22 protein-coding genes are annotated in these 24,428 nt (G+C 67.7%); 9 read left to right on the top strand and 13 right to left on the bottom strand.

Translation table 11 applies throughout. From position 1 onward, the window contains the following. Positions 1-3: 3 nt before the first annotated feature. From ACJMK0_RS18175 to ACJMK0_RS18200, 6 genes are all read right to left on the bottom strand, one after another. A complete protein-coding gene (locus ACJMK0_RS18175; RefSeq protein ID WP_405240525.1) occupies positions 4-243 on the bottom strand; it encodes a hypothetical protein in 240 nt (79 codons plus the stop codon). Positions 244-387: 144 nt separating this feature from the next. Then, the gene (locus ACJMK0_RS18180; RefSeq protein ID WP_405240527.1) at positions 388-1,560 is read right to left on the bottom strand and encodes an NnrS family protein; all 1,173 of its coding nucleotides are present in this window, start codon (positions 1,558-1,560) and stop codon (positions 388-390) included. 8 nt (positions 1,561-1,568) lie between these two features. Continuing rightward, positions 1,569-1,970, bottom strand: coding sequence for a SirB2 family protein (locus ACJMK0_RS18185; RefSeq protein WP_405240529.1), 402 nt, complete (start codon positions 1,968-1,970; stop codon positions 1,569-1,571). Between the two features lie 4 nt (positions 1,971-1,974). After that, positions 1,975-4,260, bottom strand: coding sequence for a nitric-oxide reductase large subunit (locus ACJMK0_RS18190; protein ID WP_405240530.1), 2,286 nt, complete (start codon positions 4,258-4,260; stop codon positions 1,975-1,977). Positions 4,261-4,338: 78 nt separating this feature from the next. Further along, positions 4,339-5,094 carry a helix-turn-helix domain-containing protein gene (locus tag ACJMK0_RS18195; RefSeq protein ID WP_405240531.1) on the bottom strand — a complete coding sequence of 252 codons (756 nt, stop codon included), beginning with the start codon at positions 5,092-5,094 and terminating at the stop codon, positions 4,339-4,341. Positions 5,095-5,131: 37 nt separating this feature from the next. Beyond that, positions 5,132-6,478, bottom strand: coding sequence for an oxygen-independent coproporphyrinogen III oxidase (locus ACJMK0_RS18200; protein WP_405240532.1), 1,347 nt, complete (start codon positions 6,476-6,478; stop codon positions 5,132-5,134). A 61-nt stretch (positions 6,479-6,539) separates the two neighbouring features. On the opposite strand from ACJMK0_RS18200, the gene ACJMK0_RS18205 reads away from it, so the two are divergent. Together ACJMK0_RS18205 and ACJMK0_RS18210 are read left to right on the top strand one after the other, a co-directional pair. Beyond that, entirely contained in the window at positions 6,540-8,762 is a 2,223-nt protein-coding gene (locus ACJMK0_RS18205) for a TonB-dependent receptor domain-containing protein (RefSeq protein WP_405240534.1), read from the top strand. Between the two features lie 161 nt (positions 8,763-8,923). After that, a complete protein-coding gene (locus tag ACJMK0_RS18210; protein ID WP_405240738.1) occupies positions 8,924-11,002 on the top strand; it encodes a cytochrome D1 domain-containing protein in 2,079 nt (692 codons plus the stop codon). Positions 11,003-11,050: 48 nt separating this feature from the next. Here ACJMK0_RS18210 and ACJMK0_RS18215 read toward each other — a convergent pair whose 3' ends face one another. The 3 genes from ACJMK0_RS18215 to hemP all read right to left on the bottom strand — a co-directional run bounded on the left by ACJMK0_RS18215 (position 11,051) and on the right by hemP (position 14,639). Further along, the gene (locus ACJMK0_RS18215; protein WP_405240536.1) at positions 11,051-12,097 is read right to left on the bottom strand and encodes a DUF6607 family protein; all 1,047 of its coding nucleotides are present in this window, start codon (positions 12,095-12,097) and stop codon (positions 11,051-11,053) included. Positions 12,098-12,115: 18 nt separating this feature from the next. Next, positions 12,116-14,314, bottom strand: a complete 2,199-nt coding sequence (locus tag ACJMK0_RS18220) for a TonB-dependent hemoglobin/transferrin/lactoferrin family receptor (protein ID WP_405240537.1) — start codon at positions 14,312-14,314, stop codon at positions 12,116-12,118. Between the two features lie 64 nt (positions 14,315-14,378). Beyond that, a complete protein-coding gene (hemP, locus tag ACJMK0_RS18225) occupies positions 14,379-14,639 on the bottom strand; it encodes a hemin uptake protein HemP (RefSeq protein ID WP_405240539.1) in 261 nt (86 codons plus the stop codon). A 63-nt stretch (positions 14,640-14,702) separates the two neighbouring features. On the opposite strand from hemP, the gene ACJMK0_RS18230 reads away from it, so the two are divergent. Genes ACJMK0_RS18230 through ACJMK0_RS18240 form a run of 3 tightly spaced genes read left to right on the top strand, consistent with a single transcriptional unit; the run spans position 14,703 to position 18,220 of the window. Further along, the gene (locus tag ACJMK0_RS18230) at positions 14,703-15,950 is read left to right on the top strand and encodes an alginate export family protein (RefSeq protein ID WP_405240540.1); all 1,248 of its coding nucleotides are present in this window, start codon (positions 14,703-14,705) and stop codon (positions 15,948-15,950) included. A 46-nt stretch (positions 15,951-15,996) separates the two neighbouring features. Beyond that, positions 15,997-16,482, top strand: a complete 486-nt coding sequence (gene nrfH / locus ACJMK0_RS18235) for a cytochrome c nitrite reductase small subunit (RefSeq protein WP_405240542.1) — start codon at positions 15,997-15,999, stop codon at positions 16,480-16,482. A gap of 52 nt (positions 16,483-16,534) precedes the next feature. Continuing rightward, on the top strand, positions 16,535-18,220 hold the full coding sequence (locus ACJMK0_RS18240; RefSeq protein WP_405240544.1) for an ammonia-forming cytochrome c nitrite reductase subunit c552: 1,686 nt from the start codon (positions 16,535-16,537) through the stop codon (positions 18,218-18,220). A 103-nt stretch (positions 18,221-18,323) separates the two neighbouring features. On the opposite strand, the gene ACJMK0_RS18245 is transcribed toward ACJMK0_RS18240, so the two are convergent. Both ACJMK0_RS18245 and ACJMK0_RS18250 read right to left on the bottom strand, forming a co-directional pair. Next, positions 18,324-19,718: an L-serine ammonia-lyase gene (locus ACJMK0_RS18245; protein ID WP_405240546.1), complete on the bottom strand. Its 1,395-nt coding sequence runs from the start codon at positions 19,716-19,718 to the stop codon at positions 18,324-18,326. Between the two features lie 67 nt (positions 19,719-19,785). Beyond that, positions 19,786-20,397, bottom strand: a complete 612-nt coding sequence (locus ACJMK0_RS18250) for a cation transporter (RefSeq protein ID WP_405240548.1) — start codon at positions 20,395-20,397, stop codon at positions 19,786-19,788. A 54-nt stretch (positions 20,398-20,451) separates the two neighbouring features. Here ACJMK0_RS18250 and ACJMK0_RS18255 point away from each other — a divergent pair, with 54 nt between their 5' ends. The 3 genes from ACJMK0_RS18255 (at position 20,452) to ACJMK0_RS18265 (ending at position 21,896) form a co-directional block, all read left to right on the top strand. Further along, positions 20,452-21,012 carry a TMEM165/GDT1 family protein gene (locus tag ACJMK0_RS18255; protein ID WP_405240550.1) on the top strand — a complete coding sequence of 187 codons (561 nt, stop codon included), beginning with the start codon at positions 20,452-20,454 and terminating at the stop codon, positions 21,010-21,012. 73 nt (positions 21,013-21,085) lie between these two features. After that, positions 21,086-21,358, top strand: coding sequence for a PepSY domain-containing protein (locus ACJMK0_RS18260; RefSeq protein WP_405240740.1), 273 nt, complete (start codon positions 21,086-21,088; stop codon positions 21,356-21,358). Positions 21,359-21,383: 25 nt separating this feature from the next. Then, entirely contained in the window at positions 21,384-21,896 is a 513-nt protein-coding gene (locus ACJMK0_RS18265) for a cytochrome b/b6 domain-containing protein (RefSeq protein ID WP_405240552.1), read from the top strand. A 381-nt stretch (positions 21,897-22,277) separates the two neighbouring features. On the opposite strand, the gene ACJMK0_RS18270 is transcribed toward ACJMK0_RS18265, so the two are convergent. Both ACJMK0_RS18270 and ACJMK0_RS18275 read right to left on the bottom strand, forming a co-directional pair. Further along, complete coding sequence (locus ACJMK0_RS18270; RefSeq protein ID WP_405240555.1) at positions 22,278-23,168, bottom strand: EamA family transporter; 891 nt, start codon at positions 23,166-23,168, stop codon at positions 22,278-22,280. Between the two features lie 65 nt (positions 23,169-23,233). Next, positions 23,234-23,686: a hypothetical protein gene (locus tag ACJMK0_RS18275; protein ID WP_405240557.1), complete on the bottom strand. Its 453-nt coding sequence runs from the start codon at positions 23,684-23,686 to the stop codon at positions 23,234-23,236. A 166-nt stretch (positions 23,687-23,852) separates the two neighbouring features. On the opposite strand from ACJMK0_RS18275, the gene ACJMK0_RS18280 reads away from it, so the two are divergent. Then, entirely contained in the window at positions 23,853-24,425 is a 573-nt protein-coding gene (locus tag ACJMK0_RS18280; RefSeq protein ID WP_405240559.1) for a redoxin family protein, read from the top strand. Positions 24,426-24,428 lie beyond the last annotated feature (3 nt).

Below are 24,428 nucleotides of genomic sequence, written 5' to 3' on the forward strand. Positions count from 1 at the left end.
CGCTCAGGGATTGTCGGGATCGCCCGGCCCGGACGGTACCCAGATGCCGTAGTCGCAGCGCAGGTAGGTCGTGCCGCTCCTGACCTCGGTCCCGTGGGCGTAGGGCGTGCCGTTGAAGTAGCAGAAGTCCTCGCCGGGTATGCTCTCGCGCAGCGTCTCCGTATCCTCGTCGCTCTCGTCCGCGATGGGGGAGTTCCGGTGTTCCGGATCCTGTGCGCCTACGTCGATGACACCGTCGCTCATAGAGGGACCTCCTGTTGCTGTCGCCTGCATCGGTCGAGCCGGTCCCGGCCGACCGCTCGCATTTCCATGATACGCACGGACGCCGCCGTCAGGGGTAAGGGGTTGCGCGTACTTTTGGCCACGTCCGGGCGCCGCCGGGCGCCGTCAGCCCGGCTTGCCGTCGGCCCGGGGCTGCAGGAGTACGGGCGCATAGGCGACGGAATAGACCAGGAAGGCCAGGAGCCACAGGGCGCCAGCGATCGAGACGGTGGTGACGTAGCCGAATGGCAACCAGGCTGCACCGAAGACGCGCACTACGACCGCCGCGAGCAGCAGCAGATAGGCGGCCGTGACCGGCGGCGAGACTCGCAGTTCGCGGCCCGTGTGGCCGAGCGACGCTCGGGTCATGACCGCCAGGATCATGGTGGCGGCGGCACCGGCGCCGAGGGCGTGCAGCCAGTAGGCAGCCCATGGCAGGCCGCCGAGGAACCAGCCGGCCTTCAGCAGCAGGCCGATCGGCAGCCACAGATAGGCGGCATGCAGTACCCAGACGATTGGCTCGCCGAGGGTGCGCCAGCCCTGCCAGCCGGCCAGACGCACGGCCTGGCCGAGGCCGGCCGCGAGCGCGACCAGGCCTGCTGCGCTGCCGCCGGGCCAGACGATATCCGCCGGGATCGCGAGCACCATGGCGCCGATGACGAAGCGGTCCAGGTGGCGCGATGCGCGCAGCCCCGGCGTCTCCCCGCGGCCACGCAGCGCATTGGCGGTGAAGGCGGGCACGATGCGCCCGCCGATGACGGTGACCAGCAGCAGGACCAGGTTGAGCGCCGCGCGCACGGCGGTGTTGGCGAGGCCGGGGTCGCCCTGCGCCAGCGCATAGACGAAGACGGCGTCGGCCGACCAGAGGAACAGCAGCACGAACAGCAGCGGCGTGTTGCGGTTGGTGGCGCGTAGCAGCGGCGGGGCGAGCAGCAGTGCCAGCATCGGCAGGAAGGCGAGTTCGGCCAGCCCGAGGAGCCAGAACGGGATGGCATCGCCCGCGAACAGCGCGACGCGCCCGGCGAGCCAGAGCAGGGTCAGCGCGATCAAAGGCAGGCCCGCGAAGCCGCGGCTGCCCGTCCAGCTGGGCACCGCCGTCAGCATGAATCCCGCGATGGCGGCACCGACGAAGCCGAACAGCATCTCGTGGCCGTGCCAGAGCTGCGCGGGCAGGGTCGCGAACGGCCCCGGCGCCGCGGGGTAGAGCCACAGCCAGAGGCCGATGGCGATGACGGCGTACCAGCCCGCGAGCAGGAAGAAGGGGCGGAAGCCGTAGGCGAAGGGAACCAGCTTGCGCACGGATCGGGTCAGGTTAACACGGCGTGCAGTGCGCCGAGGGGATGGTGGGTACGGGCGATCGTGATCATCGCCGCATAGACGCACACGGCGGCGATCAGGAAGGCCAGGCGCTCGCGCCGGCTGTGGCCCCGCTTCAGCGCATAGCTGCCGAGCACGACGTAGGCGACCAGGAACGAGACCTTGGTCGTCAGCCAGCCATTGGCGAAGACCGCGCCCGGCAGGATGGTGAGCAGCATGAAGGCCGCGGTCAGCAGCACGGTGTCGATGGTGTAGCTCGCGTAGCGCAGCGGTGCCGCCATGGCCCAGCGGCTCCCGCCCTGCAACGCAACTCCGCGGAGCAGGAACAGGGAGCCGCTGGCGATCACCGCGGCCACGTGCAGCCATTTGATTTCGGCGTAGAACTCGATCATGGCTTCAACCGCGTGCAGCTCCGGAGCCCGCCGGCAGGCTCTCGCGCGCCTTGCGGGGCGCGATCCAGAGCCGGGCGACGAACCAGGCCAGCGTGATGCCGCCGATGCTGAAGATGATGTCACCGGGGACACGCATCCAGACCAGCATATCGACCACGGGCTGCTGCATGAACTCCGCGGAGCGCGCGTACCAGTAGCCGTTGTCGATGGCGGCCACCAGCTGCATCACGCCGAGCGGCAGCAGCGTCATCAGCGACATGCCGACCAGGCCGATGTTGAACGACCAGAACGCGGTCTTCAGCACCGACTCGTTCCACTGTGCCGCAGGCTTCATGCCGCGCAGGCAGAACAGCATCAGGCCGATGCCGAGCATGCCGTACACACCGAACAGCGCGGTGTGGCCGTGCAGAGGCGTGAGGTTCAGGCCCTGCATGAAGAACAGCGGCAGCGGCGGGTTGATCAGGAAGCCGAACAGCCCGGCGCCCACCACGTTCCAGAAGGCCACCGCCGTGAAGAACATGACCGGCCAGTGGTAGCGTGCCATCCACGGTGTCGCCTTGCCCAGCTTGTAGGTCTGATAGGCCTCGAAGCCGATGTAGGCCAGCGGCACGACCTCCAGCGCCGAGAAGGAGGCGCCGACGGCGATGACCGCCGTCGGGGTGCCCGCGAAGTACAGGTGATGGAGCGTGCCCAGCACGCCGCCGGCGAGGAAGACGATGGTGGCGAACAGGACGGCCACCGTCGCCGTGCTGACCTTCAGCAGGCCGAGGCGCGTGAACAGGAAAGCAATCACGGCAGTCGCGAAGACCTCGAAGAAGCCTTCCACCCACAGATGCACCACCCACCAGCGCCAGTACTCGACCATCGACAGGTGCGTGTGCTCGCCCCACATCAGGCCGGCGCCGTAGAACAGGCCGATGGCCACCGTGGAGAGGAACAGCAGCGTCACGATGGGCCGCGACTCGTTGCGCTGGCGGATGGCCGGCCACAGCGCGCGGCCGACCAGCGTCAGCCAGAGGCCGAGACCGATGAACAGGAACCACTGCCAGAAGCGGCCGAGGTCCACGTATTCCCAGCCCTGATGGCCGAACCAGAAGTTGTTCTCGAGGCCCAGGGTCTGCATGACGGCGAACCACTGGCCGGCGAAGGCACCGACCACGATCACCAGCAGGCACACCCACAGCAGGTTGACGCCCAGGCGCTGGAACTTCGGCTCGTGGCCCGAGATGGCCGGCGCGATGTACAGGCCGGTGCCGAGCCAGGCGGTGGCGATCCACAGCACGGCCAGCTGGGTGTGCCAGGTGCGGGTCAGGGAATAGGGCAGGATCTCGCTCAGAGCGAAACCATAGAACTCCTGGCCTTCCACCTGGTAGTGGGCGGTGATGCCGCCGAGTACGATCTGCACCAGGAACAGCGCGAGCACCACCCAGAAATATTTCGCCGTGGCCCGCATCGACGGGGTCACCTTCACCATCGCCAGCGGATCGGAATCCGGCAGCTTGTCGACCCGTTCCTCCTTGCCATGAGTGACGGCGTAGTACCAGCCGAGCAGTGCGATGCCGGCGATCAGGAAGAGCACGCTGAATACCGTCCAGATGTAGGCATTCGCCGGCGGCACGTTGCCCACCAGTTCCTCGGCGGGCCAGTTGCTGGTGTAGGTGATGTCCTTGCCGGGGCGCTCCGTCACGGCGGCCCAGGCGGTCCACCAGTAGAACGCCGACAGCGCACGCCGGTGGTCCGCATCCGGCACCGTGTCGTTCTTCATCGCGTAGGCTTCGCGCAGCCAGGCCGTCTCCGGCTCGTTCGCGAACAGGCTGTCGTAATGCGCCGAAACCGTGCCAATTGCAGCGGCGCGGTCGGCGTCGATGGTGATCGAGCCCCGCTCCGCGTTCCAGGTATTACGGCGGATGCGCTCCTCGAGGCGGGCCTGCAGTGCGGCCTGCTGGGGAGCGGGCAGATCCGCGTAGCCGTCCACGACGTAATCCCGCCGCGCCCAGATATCGAGCGTGGCGATGGCCTCGCGGTGCAGCCAGTCGGCCGTCCAGTCCGGCGCCACGTAGCCGCCGTGGCCCCAGATGGAGCCGAGCTGATGGCCGCCTATCGATTGCCAGACCTGTCGGCCCGTCTCGATGTCCGAGCGCGTGAAGACGAGCTCGCCGTCGACGGTGACGACGCGTTCCGGCATGGGAGGGGCCTGGCGGTGGATCTCGCCGCCCATCCACAACAAGACACCGAACGACACGGCGAGCAGCGCCGCCAGTCCGGTCCAGAGTTTCTGTGTGGTAGTCATTTCCAATCTCCTCCAGGGATCGGGGGAGATGGTGCGCCGGGCGCAGGGGCCGCGCCCTGATCCAGGTCAAGTGAGCGGTCAGTTTCTGAGGACGTTCTGCGCCAGCTCGTTCAGGCCGGGCATGTCCAGCAGTTCGACCTCGCGGCGATCCACGCGGATGAGGCCGTTCTCCTGGAAGCGCTTCAGGATGCGGCTCACGGTCTCGGCGGCCAGACGCAGGTAGTTGGCGATGTCCGTACGCGCCATCGTGAGGCGCATGCGGGTGGGGGACAGGCCGCGGGCGGCATAGCGGCGGGACAGCACCAGCAGGAACGCCGCCATGCGCTCCTCCGCGGTGAAATCGCCCGCCAGCAGCGTGGCCTTGCCGATGTCCTCGCTCAGCAGCCGGAAGAGCTGCTGCTGCAGCCCCGGCATGCGGGTGGCCAGCGTGGCCATGCGCGGGAAGGAGAAGCGGCAGAGCAGCACCGTGTCCAGTGCGACGGCGTTACAGGGGTAGCGCGACTGCGAGATGGCGTTCAGGCCGATGACCTCGCCGGGCAGGAAGAAGCCCTGGATCTGCTCGCGTCCGGCCAGGTCCGTCACGTAGGTCTTCACGGTGCCGGCACGCACGGCTGCAATCGCGTTGAATTCGTCGCCCTCGCGGAAGATGTGCTCGCCCTCCCGGTAGGGTCCGACGTGCTCGACCAGCACGTGGAGCTCCTGCAGCCGCGACTTGTCGTAGCCGCTCTCCAGGCAGGCGGAGGAGAAGGCGCAGGTGCTGCAGAAGTGCAGCTCGTCGCCGTCGTCCGCGAGGATGCCGGCGCTGCGTTCCAGCGCGCCCGCCTCACCGGTCATGGTGCGGCTCCACCGCGGCGCCGGACAGCAACCGGGGTCAGTGCCGGCCTGAAGGGACAGGATGTCGTCCGGCGGCGCCGGGCTCCTGGCCGGGTTTCTGGTAATCGGGCGTGAAGCACAGCGCGATTATACGGATAGCCTCGCCTTCCCGCGCAAGGATCCGCAGCTCGTCGCGCCCGGTCTCGAGCCAGCCCAGCTCCTCGTGGCGCCGCAGCCTCGCCAGCGCCCCGGCGAAGTGCTCGGCGAAGTCCACCTGCCAGCGGCGTTCGATGGCCCGGATGTCGAGGCGCCGGCGGCACAGCAGGTCGCGGACGATGTCGGCCCGCAGGCGTTCGTCCGCATCGAGAGCGTGGCCGCAGCACAGCGGCAGCCGCTCGGCGTCGATCGCGCTCTCCCAGGCGCCCACGTCCGAGAGATTGCGGCACCACACGTCGCCGATGCGGCTGAGTGCGCCCGCGCCGAAACCGAGCACGTCGCAGTCGCCCGCCGCGCAGTAGCCGCTTGGGCCGATGCCGAGCGTGCCCGCTGCGGCCGCGATGGCCAGAGCGTCGTCGGGCAGGGCGTACTCGTCCGGGCCGATCAGCCGGTAGCCGCAGTCGGTGAGCGTGCGGTGACCGGCTGCAGCGACGGCGGCCAGCGAGCGGCCGGTCAGCGCGATGCGTTCCGGCCGGTCGGCAACGAGTGTGGCGATGGCATCCGCCGCCGTTTGCTCGTCGTAGGCGGCGTAGTCGAAGCGCAGCGTGAGCGCGGTGCTGGAGAGGCCTGCTTCCCGGCACGCCGACACCGCCTGGAGCACCGGATCGATACTGCGGGAGCGTAACGCCGCAGAGCGCCGGCCCGGCACCGTCACCGAGAGCGAAGCCCGGTTCAGCCCTGCCGCGGCGAAGCGCCGGATCTCGGCGGCGCCCGGCGGCGCACCGCCGAATGCCACCCGGAACTCCCGGTCGGGGTCCGGCGAGAAATGGAACTGGCGGCCGAGGCTCTCGACCACCTGCAGCACGTGGCCGACGTCGAGCAGGCCGCTGAAGTGCTCCAGCACCAGTTGCACCACGTCCCGGTCCCGGTCGAACAGGGGCGCGATACGTTCGATCTGACGCAGCAGGCGCTCCACATACATCTCGCCGGCAGCTCTCGAATACGCCGCGGGCACGCCGTGGATCAGCCGCAGGCCGCGGGGCGCACAGACCTCCAGCGCCAGCGGGTGGGGGATGGGCACGGCGTTGCTGCGTCGGGCGGCGTCGACGAACTCGGCTTCCCCGAACGGCTTGCGGAACGTGGTCGGCGCGGGGAAGACGTGACACTCCTGCACGCCGGTGGACGGCCCGGGCCGGGGACAGCATTCGATGAGGGTCTCTCCGTGCATGGGCGCACTATGCGCGGTCATACGCACATCCGCCTTGACCTGGGTCAAGGAGGCGGCGGCGCAACGGGTCTAGTCTGCCGCCATGGACGATCGACGCACTGCACTGATACTCATCGCCGTTACCACGCGGCTGCTGTTGGCGATGGCATTCGCATCGACCGGCACGGCGATGGCTGCGGAACCCGCCGACGGCTCCGGCGCCGACACCACGGCGCTCGAGGAGATCGTGGTGGTTGCCACGAAGTACCGCACGCCGCTGCGGGACGTCGCGGCGGATGTCACGGCGCTGACCCGTGAGGACCTCGAGGAGACACTGACCGCCTCGCTGCCCGATCTGTTCCGTTTCGTGCCCGGCGTGAGCCACGAGGGCGCGGGGTCGCGCTTCGGTGCCGAAGGCGTAACGATACGCGGCATCGGCGGCAACCGGGTCGCGCTGGAGATCGACGGCGTGCCGGTGTCCGAGCAGTTCGCCATCGGCAACTTCTCGCACGCGACGCGGGACTTCATCGACCCGGCACTCATCGGGCGTGTGGAGATCCTGCGCGGCCCCGCCTCGGCGCTCTACGGCAGCTCCGCGCTGGGCGGCGTGGTGGCGGTGCGGACCCGCGGCGCGCTCGCGGCCGATCTCGACGCCGTCACGGCGGGTGATGCCGGCCTCGTACGCCACGGCCGCGACGACAGCTCCCATCTCACCGGCGGGATGCACTGGGCGCGCGCCGACGGCGGTCTCGCCCTGTCGGTGGCCGGAGCTCACCGCGAGGGCGGCGCGATGGAGTCGGCCGCGGCCGAGGGCTCCGCCGACGAGCGGGACTGGCGCCGCGATGCCGGGCTGATCGGCCTGGCCGGCAGCAACGATGACGGCCACGAATGGCGCGTGACGCTGCTCCGGCAGAGCGCGGACGTGGCCAGCGACATCCGCTCGGTGTTGGGTGGCGGACGCTTCGCCACGACGACCTCGCTCACGGGCGACGACCGTTCGGCGTTTTCCCTTGCGAGCGCGGAGTACCGCGTGCCACAGCCGCTGCCCTGGCTGGACGAGGCACTGCTGCGGGTGTTCCACGCGGCGGCCGACGTGCATCAGGAGACCGTCGACGAACGGGCCGCCGCCGCTGCGCCGGTGCAGCTGACGCGCGAGTTCGACTATGAGCAGAAGCTCCTCGGCGGCGAACTCAATCTGTGGCGAGAGCTGGACGCGGGCGGCTGGTCTCATCGCCTCGGTTTCGGCGCGGAGTGGACCGAGCGCGAGACGGCCGAGATGCGCGACGGCGTCTCGCAGAGCCTGCTGGACGGATCGATCAGCCGACGCATACTCGGCGAGGAATTCCCGCTGCGGGACTTCCCGGTGACCGTCACCCGGGAGCTGGGGCTGTGGCTGTCGGATCAGTTCACGAAGGGCCCGCTCACGCTGTCCGCCGCCCTGCGCTACGACGAGAACCGGCTCGATCCGGAGCCGGATGCCGTCTACCGGGAAGACAATCCCGCGGTCGAGCCGGTGGCCGTCTCGGTCTCCGACGTCTCGCCGAAGATCGGCGTGGTTTATCGCGCCGGGGCCGGCACCGACCTGTTTCTGCAGTACGCACGGGGCTTCCGCGCGCCGCCCTTCGAGGATGCGAACATCGGCCTCGACATCCCGCTGTTCAACATCCGCGCGCTGCCGAACCCGGACCTGCGATCCGAGACCTCCGACGGCTGGGAGGCAGGGCTGCGCTGGGAAGGCCGGCGCGCCCGGCTGGCATTGGCCGCGTTCCAGACCGACTACGACGACTTCATCGAGACGAAGGCACGCATCGGCGTGGACCCCGAGAGCGGCCGGCTGCTGTTCCAGTCCCGCAATATCGACCGGGCCCGGATCCGCGGCGTCGAGGCGCGCGGATCGCTGCGCCCCGGCGGGCACCTGCATGGCGTGACCCTGGAGGCCGCGGCCTACCTTGCCGAGGGCGAGAACCGGATTACCGGTGAGCCTCTCGGCAGCGTGGGCCCGGCCCAGGCCGTGCTCGGGGCGCGCTGGCGCTCGCACGACGACCGCACCGGTCTGCGCGCGGTCCTCACGCTCACGGACGGCTGGTCCCGGCAGGAGGAGAGCGGTGGCGAGCGCTTCGAGCCCGCCGGCTACGGCGTGGTGGATGTGTACGCGACCCGCCTCGTCGGCGACCACCTCACGCTGACGCTCGGTATCGGCAACCTGACCGACCGGCGCTACTGGCGCTGGGCCGACGTGAGCGGACTCACCCCCGACGACCCCGCGTTGCCGATGCTCGCGCAACCGGGGAGGCATTACTCGATCGGTCTGCAGTGGGACTGGTAGTCAGCCCCCGACGACCGTCAAGGAGACGACAAATGACCAAGCAGGAGAGATTAAGACGCTCAGCCCCCTGGCTGCTGTCCGGTGCCGTCATGGCCCTCGGCCTGACGGCCGGCCTGTCCGCCGGTCTGTCGGTCGATCCGTCGGCCGATCCGTCGACCGATCTGTCGACCGATCTGTCGACCGATCCTTCGGGCCGGGATGCGGAGGTCCACCGCGCCGAGACGGCCACCGATACCGTCGCGGAGCTCATGAATGCGGGCAAGACGCTCTATGGCACCCACTGCGCCGGCTGCCACCAGCCGACGGGGCAGGGTCTGCCCGGCGCGTTCCCTCCGCTCGCGGGCTCCGACTACCTGATGGAGAACCGGGCCCGGGCGATCGAGACGGTGATCCTGGGGCTGACGGGACCGATCACGGTGAACGATCAGCAATTCAATGCCGTGATGCCGCCGATGGGCCACCTGGACAACGAGGAGGTGGCCGCCATCCTGACCTACGTGACCAACACGTGGGGTAACGAGGCCTCGGCCTTCGGCGCGGACGAGGTGGCCGCGGTCCGCACGGGCACCGTCGCCGAGGACCGGGCCACCGGCGAGCGCCACCCGGGCGCGAGCGAGGGCGAGATGCGCTACCGCGGCGCACCCACGCCAATGGACCCGGAGGATTTGCGCCAGCGCATGGAGCCCGAAGGGCCGGCGCTGAGCCAGGCCGAGTACAAGACCGCGACGCGGCTGTACTTCGAGCGCTGCGCCGGCTGCCACGGCGTGCTGCGCAAGGGCGCCACCGGCAAGCCTCTGACCCCGGACATCACCCGGGAGAAGGGCACGGAGTATCTCAAGGCGCTCATCACCTACGGCTCGCCCGCCGGCATGCCGAACTGGGGCACATCCGGTGAACTCACCGAGGCGGAGATCGACATGATGGCCCGCTTCCTGCAGCAGGAGCCGCCGGAGCCGCCCGAATTCGGGCTGGCCAAGATGAAGGAGACCTGGGAGGTGAAGGTGCCGCCGGAAGAGCGCCCGACCGAGCCCCAGCACGACCGCAACACGGCGAACTTCTTCGCCGTCACGCTGCGCGACGCGGGCCAGGTGGCCATCATCGACGGCGACACCAAGGAGGTGGTCTCGATCGTGCCCACGGGCTACGCGGTACACATCTCGCGGCCTTCGGCCTCCGGCCGCTATATCTACACCATCGGCCGGGATGCGCGCATCGATATGATCGACCTGTGGATGGACCCGCCCCAGGTGGTCTCCGAGATCAAGATCGGGCTCGAGGCCCGCTCGGTGGAGACGTCGAAGTACCCGGGCTACGAGGATCGGTACGCCATCGCCGGTGCCTACTGGCCGCCCCAGTACGTCATCATGAAGGGCGACACGCTGGAGCCGCTGAAGGTGGTCTCAACCCGGGGCATGACGGTGGACACCCAGGAGTACCATCCGGAGCCGCGGGTGGCGGCGATTGTGGCTTCCCACAAGCACCCGGAGTTCATCGTCAACGTGAAGGAGACCGGCCACATCCTGCTGGTCAACTACGCCGATATCGAGAACCTCACGGTGACCGACATCTCGGCGGCGCGCTTCCTGCACGACGGCGGCTGGGACAGCACGCGACGCTACTTCCTGACGGCGGCGAACCAGTCCGACAAGATCGCGGTGGTCGACTCGCAGGATCAGGAACTCGAGGCGCTGGTGGACGTCACCAAGATTCCTCACCCCGGCCGCGGCGCCAACCTGGTCGACCCGGAGTACGGTCCCGTGTGGGTGACGAGTGCGTTGGGCAACAGCAACATCACCTTCATCGGCACTGACCCGGAGGGCCATCCGGACCATGCCTGGAAGGCCGTGCGGGTGCTGGAGGGGCAGGGCGGCGGCTCGCTCTTCGTCAAGACCCATCCGGAATCCGACAACCTGTGGGTGGATACGCCGCTGAACCCGGAGGAAGCCGTCGCCCAGAGCGTGGCCGTCTTCGACATCAACAACCTGGATGCCGGCTACGAGGTGCTGCCGATCGCCGAATGGGCCGATCTCGGGCCCGGGCCGAAGCGCATCGTCCAGCCGGAGTACAACGTGGCCGGCGACGAGGTCTGGTTCTCGGTCTGGAGCGGCAAGGAGGAGGAATCCGCCATCGTGGTGGTGGACGACAAGACCCGCACGCTGAAGTCCGTCATCAAGGGGCCGGACATCGTGACCCCGACGGGCAAGTTCAACGTCCACAATACCGTGGAGGATGTCTACTGAGACTGCGGCGGGGACAGCCGGCTGGGTGGGGCCGGCTGTCCCCGGCCTTCAGTTGACGGCCAGACTCGCGTCGCTGCCGCTGCTGGTCCACTTCGCCAGCAGGTCCTCGATGGCGTTCACCTGCTCCTCGACGCTCATCTCGTCCGCCTTCGCTGCCTGTGCGAAGGTGCCCTGGATGATCGGCATGCCGTCGATCTCCGTCGTCAGCACCAGGGTGGCACCGCTCGCCAGACGCCGGTCCCATGCCGCGCGCACCCGCGCCCAGTAGTCCCCGGTCTTCTGCCAGTACTCTTGCGCCGGGTCGAAATCGAAGCCGGTGATGCTGCGATAGTCGTTGAAGCCGAATTCGCGCACCAGCGTCGCAGACGTCTCGCGGCCGTCGCGTACGGTCTTGGTGTTGTCCTGCTCGTGGGTCCAGCCGTGGGGAGTGACGGTGTGCCGATTCTCGGCGTTCAGGGCATTGTAGTCGTCGCGCTGGGTGTACTCGCGGCGGGGCAGCGGCCGCCAGCTGCGGTCGCTGGTCCAGGTGGAGACGCCGTAGCGGTGATTCCATTGGCCGGTGCCGCAGTAGCGGGGTGCGTCGGACACTTCGTAGACGCACTGGGTCCAGGCCCCGGCGGTCTTCTCCGGCTCGATCGCCCGCATCTGCCAGGTCTGGTCGGCGACGAACTCGAAGCGCTCTTCGGCCTCGTACACCCAGTCCTGGCGCCAGTGCTTGATGACGTGGCCGCCCGGCATCACGAGCAGGTGCTGCAGGACGATGCGCTCGTCGCTGTCCTCGACCACGAAGACCACCTCGAAGCCGCCGCTGTCCTTGTCGTCGCGGCGCTCGTAGCCGGGTGCGAGCGGCACGGTCTCTGCGAAGTGGAAGTCGACCACGTACTCGCCCTGCATCGCCAGGATGGCGAGGCGGTCACGCTCGGCTCTGGCCTCCGCCTCGCGGATGGCCGCGAACCGCGGGTTAGCGACCTCCCGGTACTCCGGCGATTCGGGCACGGTTGCCGGGGCCGTGTCGCCCGCGGTCTGCGTGCCGGTGCTGGCACAGGCCGAGGCGAGCAGCGTCAGCGGGATGAAAAACAGTCGTCCGGTTCTCATGGGATCCTCCCTTGGGCATCAGAAATTCCAGTCGAAAGCCACGCTGAAGTGGCGGCCGGGGCGCCGGAAGCGCTCCGGGTCGGCGACGTCGACGGGCACGCCCTGCACGTCGAGATAGCTGAAGTACTCGTGGTCGGTGAGGTTGTAGATGCCGGCCCGCAGACGCAGGGCGGGGCGGGGTCGCCAGTAGCCGAACGCGTCGTAGACGACGTAGCCCGCCGGGCTCAGCAAGGCCCCCGCGGATTCGTCAAGGTCGTCCTGGGCGGCGGCGGCGCGGGCGATGAAGCTCGCGCCCCAGGCGCCATCGGGCTCGGCGTACTCCAGACCGAGCACCGCGTTCAGCGGCGATACCGAGTTCACCGGTGCACCGGTCGTGCGGTCCTCGCCGTCCGCCCAGGCCGCCGCCACGTTCAGGCTCAGGCCTTCGGGCAGCAGGGCCGGGGCGAAGCGGCCCTGGAACTCGGCGCCCCGGATCTCGACCTCGTCCACGTTGACGGACTGGAAGACGATCACGGAGTTGATCGGGTCGAAGTCCACCACCTGGAATGATTCGATGAAGTCATCGTATCTCGTTGAAAAAACGGTAGCTTCCCAGCTCGTCGTTTCGCCGAAATAGCGCACGCCCGTCTCGTAGCCGCGGCTGGATTCGGCCTGCAGGTCCGGATTCGGAATGGTCGTGTAGCCGAACTGGAAATTGGTGAAGCCCACGTTGACGTCGTTGACGGGCGGCGCGCGGAAGCCCTCGGCGTACTGGGCGTACAGCTGCCAGTGCTCGCCGATGTCCCAGAGGGCGCCGAGCTTCGGCGAGAACTCGTCCTCCTTCAGGGACACGGGCCGGATGCCCGGGTTGTCCGCGAGGAATATCGCATCGGGCTCGGGTTCCAGTTCGTAGCGGTCCCAGCGCAGCCCCGGCACCAGCGAGACGGCGCCGAGGGTGATGCGGTTCTGCAGATAGATGCCGGTGCGGGTGGTCTGCGACAACGGGAAGTCGCGCAGCGGGAAGAGATCGGGCCCGACCTGGCTGGAGGTCTCACCGGTGGCGAGATCGGTCTCCGTGCCGTCGCGCAGCTGGGCGGTGTCCGTGACTTCGTATTCGAGCCCGTATGCCAGCTCCTGTGCCGTTCCGCCGAGTGAGTAGCGGTTCGCCGCGTTGACTTCCAGGCCGGTGAGTTCCTGTTCGAAGCGGAACGAGCGCCGGCGCTCGGCGGCGGATGGGCGGCCGGCGATGAAACTCTGCCTGGCCTCGAAGGTGTCCTGCCGCGTCTCGCTGTCCTGCCGGTACGCACGCCAGCGCAGGTAATCGGTGCCGAAGCGGCCGTCGACCCATTCCTGGCCCAGGCTCACGCGGTTGCGCTCGCGCTCGTCGTCGCCGGCGACGACCGAGGTGTCGATGACGAAGGGAAAGCCGAAGTCGGCCGTGAAATCCTGGACGCGTTCCAGTGAGTCCACATCCGTCTGGCTGGCGGCACGGAAGTGCTCGAGGGAGAACTCGATGCCGCCGGCGCCGGCTTCGCCGAAGCTGAATCGGGCGAGCGCGTTCAGGCTGTCCTCGTCGAGAGGATCGGCCCCCGGGATGTCGCGCTCGGCGCCGCCGCGGCGGGTGGCGCGCAGCATGGCGCCGACCTCACTGATGCGCCAGGCGAAGGTCCCGCCGGCCACGGTGCTCTCGTCCACGCTGTTGAAGCCACCGCTCACGTCGTAGTAGCTGTCACGGCCGCGCAGGTAATCGGCGGGGCCCCTGGTGACGAAGCTGACCACGCCGCCGAGGGCGTCGGAGCCGAACAGCGCGGAGGAGGGGCCGCGGATGATCTCCACCTGTTTGAGATTGGCGACGTCGACGAAGTCACGGCTGGCGTTGGAGAAACTGCCGATGGAGAAGGCGTCGGAGGTGGGCACGCCGTCCACCTCGATCTGCACCCGGTTGCCGCCGATACCGCGGATGCTGAAGCCGGAGAGGCCGAAGCGGCTGCCCTGATCGGCCACCTCCACGCCCGGCTCGTAGCGGACGAGATCGTCGATGTTCTGCGCGAGCTCCTGCTCGATGCGCCGTTCGTCGATCACGGTGACACGGCTCGCGATGTCCGCGGCGGGAGCAGGGAGCTTGGAAGCCTCGACGGTGATCACTTCGATGCCGGCGTCGGCATCCCGGGGAGAGTCGGTCGGCAGGTCGCCGACGGCAGCGGTTGCGGCCAGCAGCCACAGCATTTCAGACGACATCACGGTCCTCCTGATGTTTGTCGCTGGCGTGCTGGCGTCGAGCTGGCTGGCTGGCTGGCGCGGGTTACTTGGTCAGTATCAGTTTGTCGTTGCGCGTGATCCTCAGGCGATAGGTCTCGCCGCGGAATTCGATGACGATCTCCTGGCGGCCCCGGAACAGGTCGGAGGCCTGCAACGGCCGATTCGGTTCGGCCGGGCGCGGCTTTTGTTTGTCCGGTCCCCGCTCCATTTGACTCAAATGATAATGATTTCCATTTGCATTGCAAGCAGTAGTGTCATCCGTATCAACCACCGGCAGATCGTCAGTCCGCTTGACATAGATCAATGCGGCATCCGCCGGCCCCCCTGATCATTTGGGCGAGCATCGTGTGACAGGCGGAAGGACGAGATGAACGATTGCAGGCACGGCACCCATGGCAACCGAAAGCTGGCTCTGCTGGCAGGCTTCGCCCTCACGATCGCGAGTCTTGCGGCGGCGGCGGACGATTCAAGCCTGACCGAGGCCATCGCCGGCGGCGACGCCGGCGTGGAACTGCGTTACCGCTACGAGTTCGTGGACCAGGACGGCTTCGACGAGAACGCCAACGCCTCAACGCTGCGCCTGCGGCTGAACTACGAGACCGGGGAGTGGCGTGGCTTCAGCGCCTTCGCCGAGTTCGACCAGGTGATGGAAGTGATCCTGGACGACTTCAACAGCGGTTCCGGCACCTCGAGCGGAGAACGGGACCAGTATCCCGTCGTCGCCGACCCGAACGGCTCCGACCTGAACCAGTTGTATTTCCAGTATTCGGGAGGCGACTGGCTCGCCCGTCTCGGCCGCCAGCGGATACTGCTGGACGATCAGCGCTACGTCGGCGGCGTGGGCTGGCGCCAGAACGAGCAGACCTACGACGGGCTGTCCTTCACGTACGCCGGGTTCGAACGGACCCGGGTCTTCTATTCCTACGTGGCCAACGTCAACCGCATCTTCGGTTCCGACGTACCCGCGGGCGATCACGAGCAGGATACCCATCTGCTGAACGTGAAGACCGGTCTCACCGACGAGGTCGACCTGGTGGGCTACGCCTATCTCATCGACAACGACGATGCCCCGGCATTCTCGACGGATACGTTCGGCGTCCGCGGCACCGGCGCGCTGGATCTCGACTTCGGCCGGCTCGCGCTGCTCGGCGAGTACGCCGTCCAGTCCGACGCGGCGAACAACCCCGCCAGCTTCGACACGGATTACTTCCGTCTGCAGGCGTACTGGTCGCGCGATGCCTTCTCGGCCGGCATCGGCTTCGAGTCCCTCGGCAGCGACAACGGCGAGGGATTCCGCACGCCGCTGGCCACGCTGCACGCCTTCAACGGCTGGGCGGACCAGTTCCTGGCGACGCCGGGCGCAGGGCTCGAAGATCTTTACCTGAAAGGGGGCTACACCATCGGTGGCTGGAAGCTGCAGGCGGTCTACCACGACTTCTCCGCCGAGCGCGGCGGGCAGGATTACGGCAGCGAACTCGACTTTTCGGCGTCGACGACGCTGGGAGGACGCTACAAGTTGCTGCTCAAAGCCGCCCGGTTCAGCGCCGATGCCGCCCCGTTTGTAGATACGACCAAAATGTGGATCATGGTGACGACGAGTTTCGGCGACAATTGACTCGTGCCATCCAGGTCGACCGCCCCGGAATCACTCGAAGAGCGATATGGAACAACGAACCAAGACCCGCACGAGCCGCAGTGTCCGGGTACTCTCCTTCGCCGTCGCGATCGCGGTGGGCGTGCTCGGCGGGCTCGGTGCATTCACCATCGGGTACGGCAACGGTTTCTCCTACCTGACCAATAACCCGGAAGCCTGCGCGAACTGCCACATCATGCAGGGCCATTTCGACTCCTGGGTCACCTCCAGCCACCGCGATGTGGCGGCCTGCGGCGACTGTCACCTGCGCCACGATTTCGTCGGCAAGTGGCTGACCAAGGCGGATAACGGCTTCTTTCATGCCCTGGCCTTCACCACCGGCGACTTCCACGAGCCCATACAGATCAAGCCGCGGAACCGGCGCGTGACCCAGCAGGCCTGCCTGCACTGTCACGGCGATCTGGTGGATTCCATGCTGCCCGTCGAGCACGGCGGTGAAATGCAAAATTGCGTCCATTGTCACAGCGACGTCGGCCACTCGGGCCGGCGCTGATGCAGACCGGAGATTTTCAATGAGGAACGAGTCTCGAATGGGTAATCGAAGCATGCACAATCGGCCTGGATCGTCACGTCACAAGGGTGCCGCGGCGCTGCTGGCACTGGTGTTCGCGGTCGCCGTGATCGCAACGGCAGGCGTCACCTACGTGCTGATCACGATGTTTGCGCACAAGCAGGACGCCAGGCAGCCGTTCGTGCGCGTCGTGGAGGTCAGCGAGATCAGTACAGACCCCGAGCCATGGGGAAAGAACTGGCCGCGCCAGTTCGACGGCTGGAAGTCCACCGCCGGCGACGAGTTCTACGGCGGCAGCAGCGCCATGCCCGAGAGCAAGCTCGACACGCATCCGTGGCTGAAGCGCCTGTACGCCGGCTATGCATTCAGCATCGACTACCGCGAGGCCCGCGGCCACGCCTACATGCTCTACGACCAGGGGGTGACTGAACGGGTGACCCAGAAGCCCCAGGCAGGCGCGTGTCTGCACTGCCATGGTTCGACGACGGTCCTGTACCGGCGCGTCGGGCTCGAGGCGATGGGGGAAGAGGTCACGGAGGACAAACTCGCCGCCGAATTCAACATGCCGGCGGTGAGGCGAGGCTTCGAGGAACTGAGCACGCGGCCCTACCAGGAAGTGTTGAAGATGCTCTATGCCACGCCGGACGGCACGCCCGGCGAGAATGAGCCGGTGTTTCCTCAGGCGCCGCCGGGCGGCTTCTCAGGCGAATATGCGGGTGAGAAGCTGCCGGAGGATCACGGCATGATCGGCGAGGCCCACCCGGTGACCTGCATCGACTGCCACAGCCCGGACGACATGAGCATCCGCGTCACCCGGCCGGGCTTCATGCAGGGCATTGCCGATCTGGCGGCCAGCGATGCGCCGGTGCCGCACCTGCCCAGCATCGAGCAGTGGCGCAACGGCAATCGCAGCGAGCCCTACGATCCGAACAAGTACGCCACCCGCCAGGAGATGCGCTCGTTCACCTGCGGGCAGTGCCACGTGGAGTACTACTGCGCCAACAAGACGACGCTGACGTTCCCGTGGGGCAACGGCCTTACCGCCGACGATGCCGAGCGCTTCTGGGACGAGATGAAGTTCCCGGACGGCAGCGATTTCTACGACTACAAGCACGGCGAGACCGGCGCCGAAGTGTTCAAGGTGCAACACCCCGAGTTCGAGCTCTGGAGCCAGGGCATCCACGCGCGGAGCGGCGTCAGCTGCGCCGACTGCCACATGCCCTACGAGCGCGAAGGCGCCATGAAGGTGAGCAACCACAACGTGCAGAGCCCGATGGAGTTCGTGAACAGCGCTTGCCAGACCTGCCATAACGTCCCGGAGGACGAGCTGCGGGCGCGGGTGGAAGCGATCCAGTCCCGCACCGTGGCCATGACCGAGCGCGCAGGGCAGGCCATGACCGACATGCTCGATGCGATCATGGAGGCCAAGGCCGCGGGCGCGAGCGAGACCGACCTGCAGCCGGTCTACGACCTGCAGCGCAAGGCCATGTGGCGCCTCGATTACATCAGCAGCGAGAACTCCAAGGGCTTCCACGCCGACCAGGAGGCCGCGCGCATCCTGGCCGAATCCATGGACTACAGCCGTCAGGCCCAGGCCGCAGCACTGCGGATGCGAGCCCCCGAGGCACCGTCGACGAAGGATCTGCCCACGGAAGACGTGCAGGGCGTGACGCCGACGGACAAGGCACCGGTGCCGGAGGACTACGACCCGGAGATCTGATGTAGGAGGGCCTTCAGGCCCGATACGGGATTGGGGAATCGGGGCTAAAGCCCCTCCTGCGACGAAATGGATGTAGGAGGGCCTTCAGGCCCGATCCCGGATTTCAACATTCAATCACGTTGACCGGCACCTCGATCACGTTCACCGCGAGACCGCCCCGGGCGGTCTCCTTGTATTTGGTCTTCATGTCGCGGCCGGTGTCGCGCATGGTCTTGATGACCTTGTCGAGCGAGACGAAGTGCTGCCCGCTGCCTCTCAGCGCGAGCCGTGCCGCATTGATGGCCTTGATGGACGCCATGGCATTGCGCTCGATGCAGGGGATCTGAACCAGGCCCGCGATGGGATCGCAGGTAAGGCCGAGGTTGTGCTCCATGCCGATCTCGGCCGCGTTCTCCGCCTGTTCCGGCGTGCCGCCGAGGCCCTCGGCCAGCGCGCCGGCCGCCATGGAACAGGCGGAGCCCACTTCGCCCTGGCAGCCGACCTCGGCGCCGCTGATGGACGCGTTCTCCTTGAACAGCACGCCGATGGCACCGGCGGTCAGCAGGAAACGCACGATGTCGTCCTCATCCGCGCCGCGGAAGCGCACGAAATAGCGCAGCACCGCCGGGATGATGCCCGCCGCCCCGTTGGTGGGTGCGGTGACCACCCGGCCGCCGGCGGCGTTCTCCTCGTTCACGGCCAGCGCGTAGAGATCCACCCAGTCCATCACGGTGAGGGGGTCGCTGAGCGAGCGCTCCGCCTGGGACGACAGCTGGGCATGCAGCGCGGCGGCGCGCCGCTCCACCTTCAGGCCCGGCAGGGTGCCCTCGGTGGCACAGCCGCGATCGATGCACTCGTCCATCACCCGCCAGATCCTGAGCAGCCGCTCTCGGGTCTCGTCCGCCGTGCACCACGCCGTCTCGTTCTCCAGCATGATGTCGCTGATGGCGAGGCCGGTTCGTTTTGTGTGGCCGAGGAGTTCGACCGCGGTGGTGAAGGGGTAGGCGAGTTCGGTGTCGTCCTTCTTGATCGGCCCGTTCTCGGCATCTTCCTCGTCCACCACGAAGCCGCCACCGACCGAGTAGAATGCGGCCTCCAGCAGCGTCTCGCCGGCCTCGTCCAGCGCCGTGAAACGCATGCCGTTGGGATGGTGTGGCAGCTTCTGGCGCCGGTCGAAGACCAGGTCCTCGCGGTGGTCGAAGCCGATCTCGCGTTCGCCGCCGAGCCGCAGCCGGCCGCCCTCGCGCACGCGCTCCACCCGGTCGGGGATGGACTCGACGTTCACGTCTTCCGGGCTCTCGCCCTCGAGCCCGAGTATCACCGCCTTGTCGGAGCCGTGACCGCGGCCGGTGGCGCCGAGCGAGCCGTAGAGCTCCACGCGCACCCGGGCCGTGCGGTCGAATGCGCCCGCGTCGCGCAGGCGTGCGACGAACTGGCCGGCTGCCTTCATCGGACCCACGGTGTGGGAGCTGGAAGGGCCGATGCCGATCTTGAAGAGGTCGAATACGCTGATGGCCATGAGCGGTCACCGTCGAGGAGTGTGTCCGTATGATCGATCCCGGCGCGCCCCGATACAAGGGCCGGCGTCAGACGGAGGGCTGAGGGCCCGGCTGGCGGAGTTCGGCCAGCGCGTTGCGCACGACCCGCAGCGCCGAGCGCAGGAACAGCGCCAGCAGGGCCGCGGCGATCAGCAGGTCCGGCCAGCCGGACTGGAACACCCAGACGGCGCCCGCCGCGGCGATCACCGCCACGCCGTCGAAGATGTCGTTGCGCGAGCATTCCCAGACGGACGCCATGTTGATATCGGTGTCGCGCAGCGGTGTCAGGAGGGCGAGGCAGACCCCATTGGCGGCGAGATTGAGCACCGCGGCCAGGGTCATCGTCTCGACCACCGGGACGCCCGGATGGAACAGGCTCCAGCCGATCTGCCCGGCCACGGCCAGGGCGGCGGCGGTGATCAGCAGGCCCTTGAATAAGGCCACCTTCGCCTTCGCCCTCGCCGAGGCGCCCACCACCGCGAAACTGAGCGCGTAGGTGAGCGCGTCGCCCAGGTTGTCCAGCATGCCGGAGAGCAGGGCGGACGATCCGCTGAGGACGGCGGCCGCCACCATCATGACGAAGGTGGCGGCGTTGATCGCGAGCACGGCCGCCAGCACGCGGCGCTGCCGGCGGTCGACTCGGGCGGCGGCCCGGGCCATGGCCGAGTCTCCGCGCGGCCGCTAAGATACACGCCCGATTTCAGAGACGCCCGCGTGGAAGCACTCCTCATATCCACATTCTCGGTCGCGCTGGCGGAGATCGGCGACAGGACGCAACTCCTCGCGCTCGTCCTTGCCGCCCGATTCCGCAAGCCGGCCCCCATCATCGCCGGCATCCTGCTGGCGACGATCGCCAATCACTGGGTGGCCGCCGCCATCGGTGCAATGATCGCCGACTGGCTGCCGCCTGACGTCGGCCGCTGGCTGATCGCCGGCGCGTTCATCCTGATGGGGCTCTGGGTTCTCGTTCCCGACAGCGAGGACGATGCCGCCGCCCGCTACCCCTACGGCGCCTTCCTGACGACGCTGATCGCTTTCTTTCTGGTGGAGATCGGCGACAAGACCCAGATAGCCACCGTGGTGCTCGCGGCTCAGTTCGAGGCGGTCTGGCTCGTCGTAATAGGCACGTCGATCGGCATGCTGGCGGCGAACGTGCCGGTGGTGCTGCTGGGACACTTCAGCGCCGACCGTCTGCCAATGCGTCTCATTAACGCGATCGCTGCCGCCGTATTCATCGCGATCGGTGTGGCGGTGCTGTTCGGCGGGCCGTCCTGAGCGCCCCGATCGGGGAGGAGCGTATGATAGGATTCTTTCCCCCTCACAACAGCCGCAGAGGACTGCAATGAGAATACGAAATTTGCTGCTGGCGTCCGCCGGTATGGCCGTGCTGACCGGTTGCGCCGGCGGGGAGACCACCCAGTGCACCACGGAGCCCCGCTCGGCCTGGCAGGATGCCGATGAGTTCCAGCAGAACCTCATCGACCAGGGCTACAAGATCAACGCCTTCAAGGTCACCGAAGGCAACTGTTACGAGATCTACGGGTTCGACCCGCAGGAGACCAAGGTTGAGATCTACTTCAACCCGGTCGACGGCAGCGTAGTCAAGCGGGAAGAAGGCTGATTCGGTGACCCGGCCGGCGTCGGTCGTGATCTGGGATCCGGTCGTGCGGATCTTCCACTGGACGCTGGCCGCTGTCGTCCTCGCCAATTACTGGCTGACGGAGCCGGGTGAGGACGTTCATACCTGGCTCGGCTATACCGCCGCGGCGGCGGTGCTGGTCCGGGTCGTCTGGGGCTTCGCGGGCACGAGGCATGCCCGCTTCGCCGACTTCCCCGTCAGCCCGGCCCGCATACGCGAGCACTTTCGAGAGCTGGCCGCCCGCAGGCTCCCGGCGAATTCGGGCCACAACCCGCTCGGCGCGGTCATGATCTACCTGATGTTCTTCCTGGTGGCCGTGCTGGCGAGCACCGGCTGGCTGCACGAGGAAGTCGATGCGCTGTACGGCAACGACCTGCTGCAGCAGATTCATGCCTACACGGCCCATACCCTGTGGATAGGCGCTCTGGTCCACGTTGCTGCCGTCTTCGTCGTGCAGTACGTCGGGCGCATCGACCTGGTGCGGCCGATGATCAACGGGCGGCGCCGATTGAAGCCGTGAAATCCGGTGCGGCCTAATCCGATTGAGTAATCGCCCTTCGTACGGTGTCGAGGGACGGATAGGCCTGGCCGGGCGCCCGGTTGAATCGTTCCCGGAAAGCCCTGCGCTGAATCTGGTCTACGAGGTCGATCGGGGAGAGCGCCGCATCATAGGACTCGACCGATCCGGCTCCGTTTACGCTCTCTGTATTCTGATTCTTCATTGCCATCCCGCCGGTATTTCGGTCCGAGAATAGTCCACTTCTTCCGCCCCGAAAATGGGGGTAAACCGCGGGGGGTGGCAACCTCCTGTTTTTGGGGTTTTCTGCCTCTCCCGGGGCTGTCCCCGGTAACCCGTTCGTAACAGAAGAGCGGGGGATTCTCCGCAGACGGGTGCCAGAGCTCAGCGGCTCGCCCGCACGCTCAGAGCGGTCACGGTGAGGAGAATCAGCGCCATGCCGATCAGCTGCGTGGCCGTCAGGGCCTCACTGAGCACGAGCACCCCGAACAGCGATGCCGTGACCGGCTCGATCATGGCGACGATGGCGGCGACGGCCGGCGCCGTCTCGCTCAGGCCGACCACGTAGAGGATGAACGACAGCCCGGCTCCGAGCACGCCGAGGGCCACGAACAGCGGCAATTCCGGCGCAGCCAGGACGGCGGTGACCCGACCGGCGTCGCTCGGCCAGATCAGGACGGCGGCGAGGACGGCGAAGGCGATGGCGAGGATCGCCGGCGGGCTGCCGTGGGGGGCCGCGTACTTGAAACCGAAGATGAACAGGGCATAGCAGGCACCGGCGAGCAGTCCCTCCGCCACGCCCAGGAGCGTCACGTCGGCCGCGCCGGCATCGTAGACACGCGTGAGCAGTACGATGCCGACCATTACCAGCGCGATGGCGATCCACTTGCGGACGCTGGGTGTTTCCAGCCTCAGTGCGAAGGACACCAGGAAGACGAACACGGGCGCGCAGTACATCAGGGTGGCCGCGACCGCGACGCTGCCCTCCGCGATGCTGACGAAATAGAAGGTGAAGTTACCGGCGACCCCCAGGCCGGCGACCACCGACCAGAACCACAGACGCGGGTCGGACAGACCGGTGCGGTGGGGATGGACCACGAGCCAGCCCAGCACGAACAGGAGGCCGATGGCGCCGCGATAGAACGAGACCAGGTAGGCGTCCCAGCCGGCGGCGATGAGCATGCCGCCGATCCCGCCGGAGAGCCCCCAGCAGAAAGCGGCCAGTACGACGAACACCGTGGCCGCGATCGTGGTGCTGCCCTGTTCGCCCGTCACGGACGACCTGCCGACGGTCGGACAGGGCAGGTCGGGCAGGTCGCGGACAACAGAGCGCTGGCCCCCTAGCCCGTTTCGTCGTCGGAGTAGGTAGCGGCGAGGCGCAGCGCGCCATAGCCCTGCCACAGCGCCGCCTCGAGATCCTGCGCCGCGGCCGCCACCGCATCCGCGCCCCGATCCTTCTCGACGGCCTGTCTGAAGGCGACCAGTGCCTGCCAGATGTCCGGATAGGTCACGGTGGCCTTCGTCTCGATGGCGGCGTGCACGCCCACCTCTTCCCAGTGCCCGATCAGTTCGTCCACGCCGGGGCCGTCGCTGCCGCCGTCGGCGCGGGCGCCCACGATGCCGCGGACGTCGGCAATCAGTGCCTCGACCTCTTCTTCATAGTCGTCCAGATGCAGGTGAAACTCCTCGAGGTGTCCCTCGTCCATCTCACCGTGCGCCAGCGCGGGCGAGTCGGGGTGCACTGCCAGGCACAGGAGTATGAGAGCGGTGATCCAGTATTGCCGTGTCTGCATGGTGATCCTCGCTGGTGGGGTTCATGGTATGACTCCGCGGCAATCTGCGTCTGCCGCGGCTGTGGAAGTCCCATCAGTATAAACCGTAATGCGAATCATTTGCATCTAGATGGTATGGTCGGTGCCGATGAATGGTCTCAGCCCCCATGCCCGCGTAACAACACCCATGGCCGCGACAACGGTGCCGGACATGACCTTCGATCTGCGCCTGCCGGGCGAGGACATGGGCCGCGAGAACCCGTTCCGCTGGGAACCGACCGACACCGCGGAACTGTTCGGCGGGCGCCGCGTGCTGCTGCTTGCCTCGCCGGGCGAGATCCGCCCCGGGTGCGCCTCGACGCTCCTGCTGGATTACGAGAAACACTACGGGCAGTTCCTGCGGGCCGGGATCGACGAGATCTACTGTCTCTCGGTGAACACGGCGCCGGTGGTCTTCCAGTGGGCCTACAGCCTCGATATCTGGAACGTGCTGATGCTGCCGGACGGGGATGCGGAGTTTACCCGGGGCATGGATATGCTGGCGCCCGACGCTGCGGGTGAGACCGGCATTACCACCCGGCCGTACGCCGCGATTGTGGATGATCGGCGGATAGAACGAATATTTGCGGGGGGCGGTCCCGCCTGCGTCTGCCGGGCGGAGTCCTGCGATTCGCTCGGCGCCGACCGGGTACTGGACTGGCTCCGGCGCGGACCGGTGAGGCGGGCGTCGGCCGCCTCCTGGAGTTACGCCAGCTGCTAGCCG

The sequence above is a fragment of the Lentisalinibacter orientalis genome, from assembly GCF_040706535.1.
GTDB classification, from domain to species: Bacteria; Pseudomonadota; Gammaproteobacteria; order Steroidobacterales; family Woeseiaceae; genus Lentisalinibacter; species Lentisalinibacter orientalis.

What these genes read in the sequence shown, in the direction of transcription:
- nrfH (WP_405240542.1), top strand. Translation starts at nt 15,997, where the DNA reads ATGGAACAACGAACCAAGACCCGCACGAGCCGCAGTGTCCGGGTACTC.
- ACJMK0_RS18250 (WP_405240548.1), bottom strand. Translation starts at nt 20,397, where the DNA reads ATGGCCCGGGCCGCCGCCCGAGTCGACCGCCGGCAGCGCCGCGTGCTG.
- ACJMK0_RS18175 (WP_405240525.1), bottom strand. Translation starts at nt 243, where the DNA reads ATGAGCGACGGTGTCATCGACGTAGGCGCACAGGATCCGGAACACCGG.
- ACJMK0_RS18185 (WP_405240529.1), bottom strand. Translation starts at nt 1,970, where the DNA reads ATGATCGAGTTCTACGCCGAAATCAAATGGCTGCACGTGGCCGCGGTG.
- ACJMK0_RS18230 (WP_405240540.1), top strand. Translation starts at nt 14,703, where the DNA reads ATGAACGATTGCAGGCACGGCACCCATGGCAACCGAAAGCTGGCTCTG.
- ACJMK0_RS18215 (WP_405240536.1), bottom strand. Translation starts at nt 12,097, where the DNA reads ATGAGAACCGGACGACTGTTTTTCATCCCGCTGACGCTGCTCGCCTCG.
- ACJMK0_RS18275 (WP_405240557.1), bottom strand. Translation starts at nt 23,686, where the DNA reads ATGCAGACACGGCAATACTGGATCACCGCTCTCATACTCCTGTGCCTG.
- ACJMK0_RS18190 (WP_405240530.1), bottom strand. Translation starts at nt 4,260, where the DNA reads ATGACTACCACACAGAAACTCTGGACCGGACTGGCGGCGCTGCTCGCC.
- ACJMK0_RS18245 (WP_405240546.1), bottom strand. Translation starts at nt 19,718, where the DNA reads ATGGCCATCAGCGTATTCGACCTCTTCAAGATCGGCATCGGCCCTTCC.
- ACJMK0_RS18200 (WP_405240532.1), bottom strand. Translation starts at nt 6,478, where the DNA reads ATGACCGCGCATAGTGCGCCCATGCACGGAGAGACCCTCATCGAATGC.
- ACJMK0_RS18195 (WP_405240531.1), bottom strand. Translation starts at nt 5,094, where the DNA reads ATGACCGGTGAGGCGGGCGCGCTGGAACGCAGCGCCGGCATCCTCGCG.
- ACJMK0_RS18220 (WP_405240537.1), bottom strand. Translation starts at nt 14,314, where the DNA reads ATGTCGTCTGAAATGCTGTGGCTGCTGGCCGCAACCGCTGCCGTCGGC.
- ACJMK0_RS18240 (WP_405240544.1), top strand. Translation starts at nt 16,535, where the DNA reads ATGCACAATCGGCCTGGATCGTCACGTCACAAGGGTGCCGCGGCGCTG.
- ACJMK0_RS18205 (WP_405240534.1), top strand. Translation starts at nt 6,540, where the DNA reads ATGGACGATCGACGCACTGCACTGATACTCATCGCCGTTACCACGCGG.
- ACJMK0_RS18280 (WP_405240559.1), top strand. Translation starts at nt 23,853, where the DNA reads ATGGCCGCGACAACGGTGCCGGACATGACCTTCGATCTGCGCCTGCCG.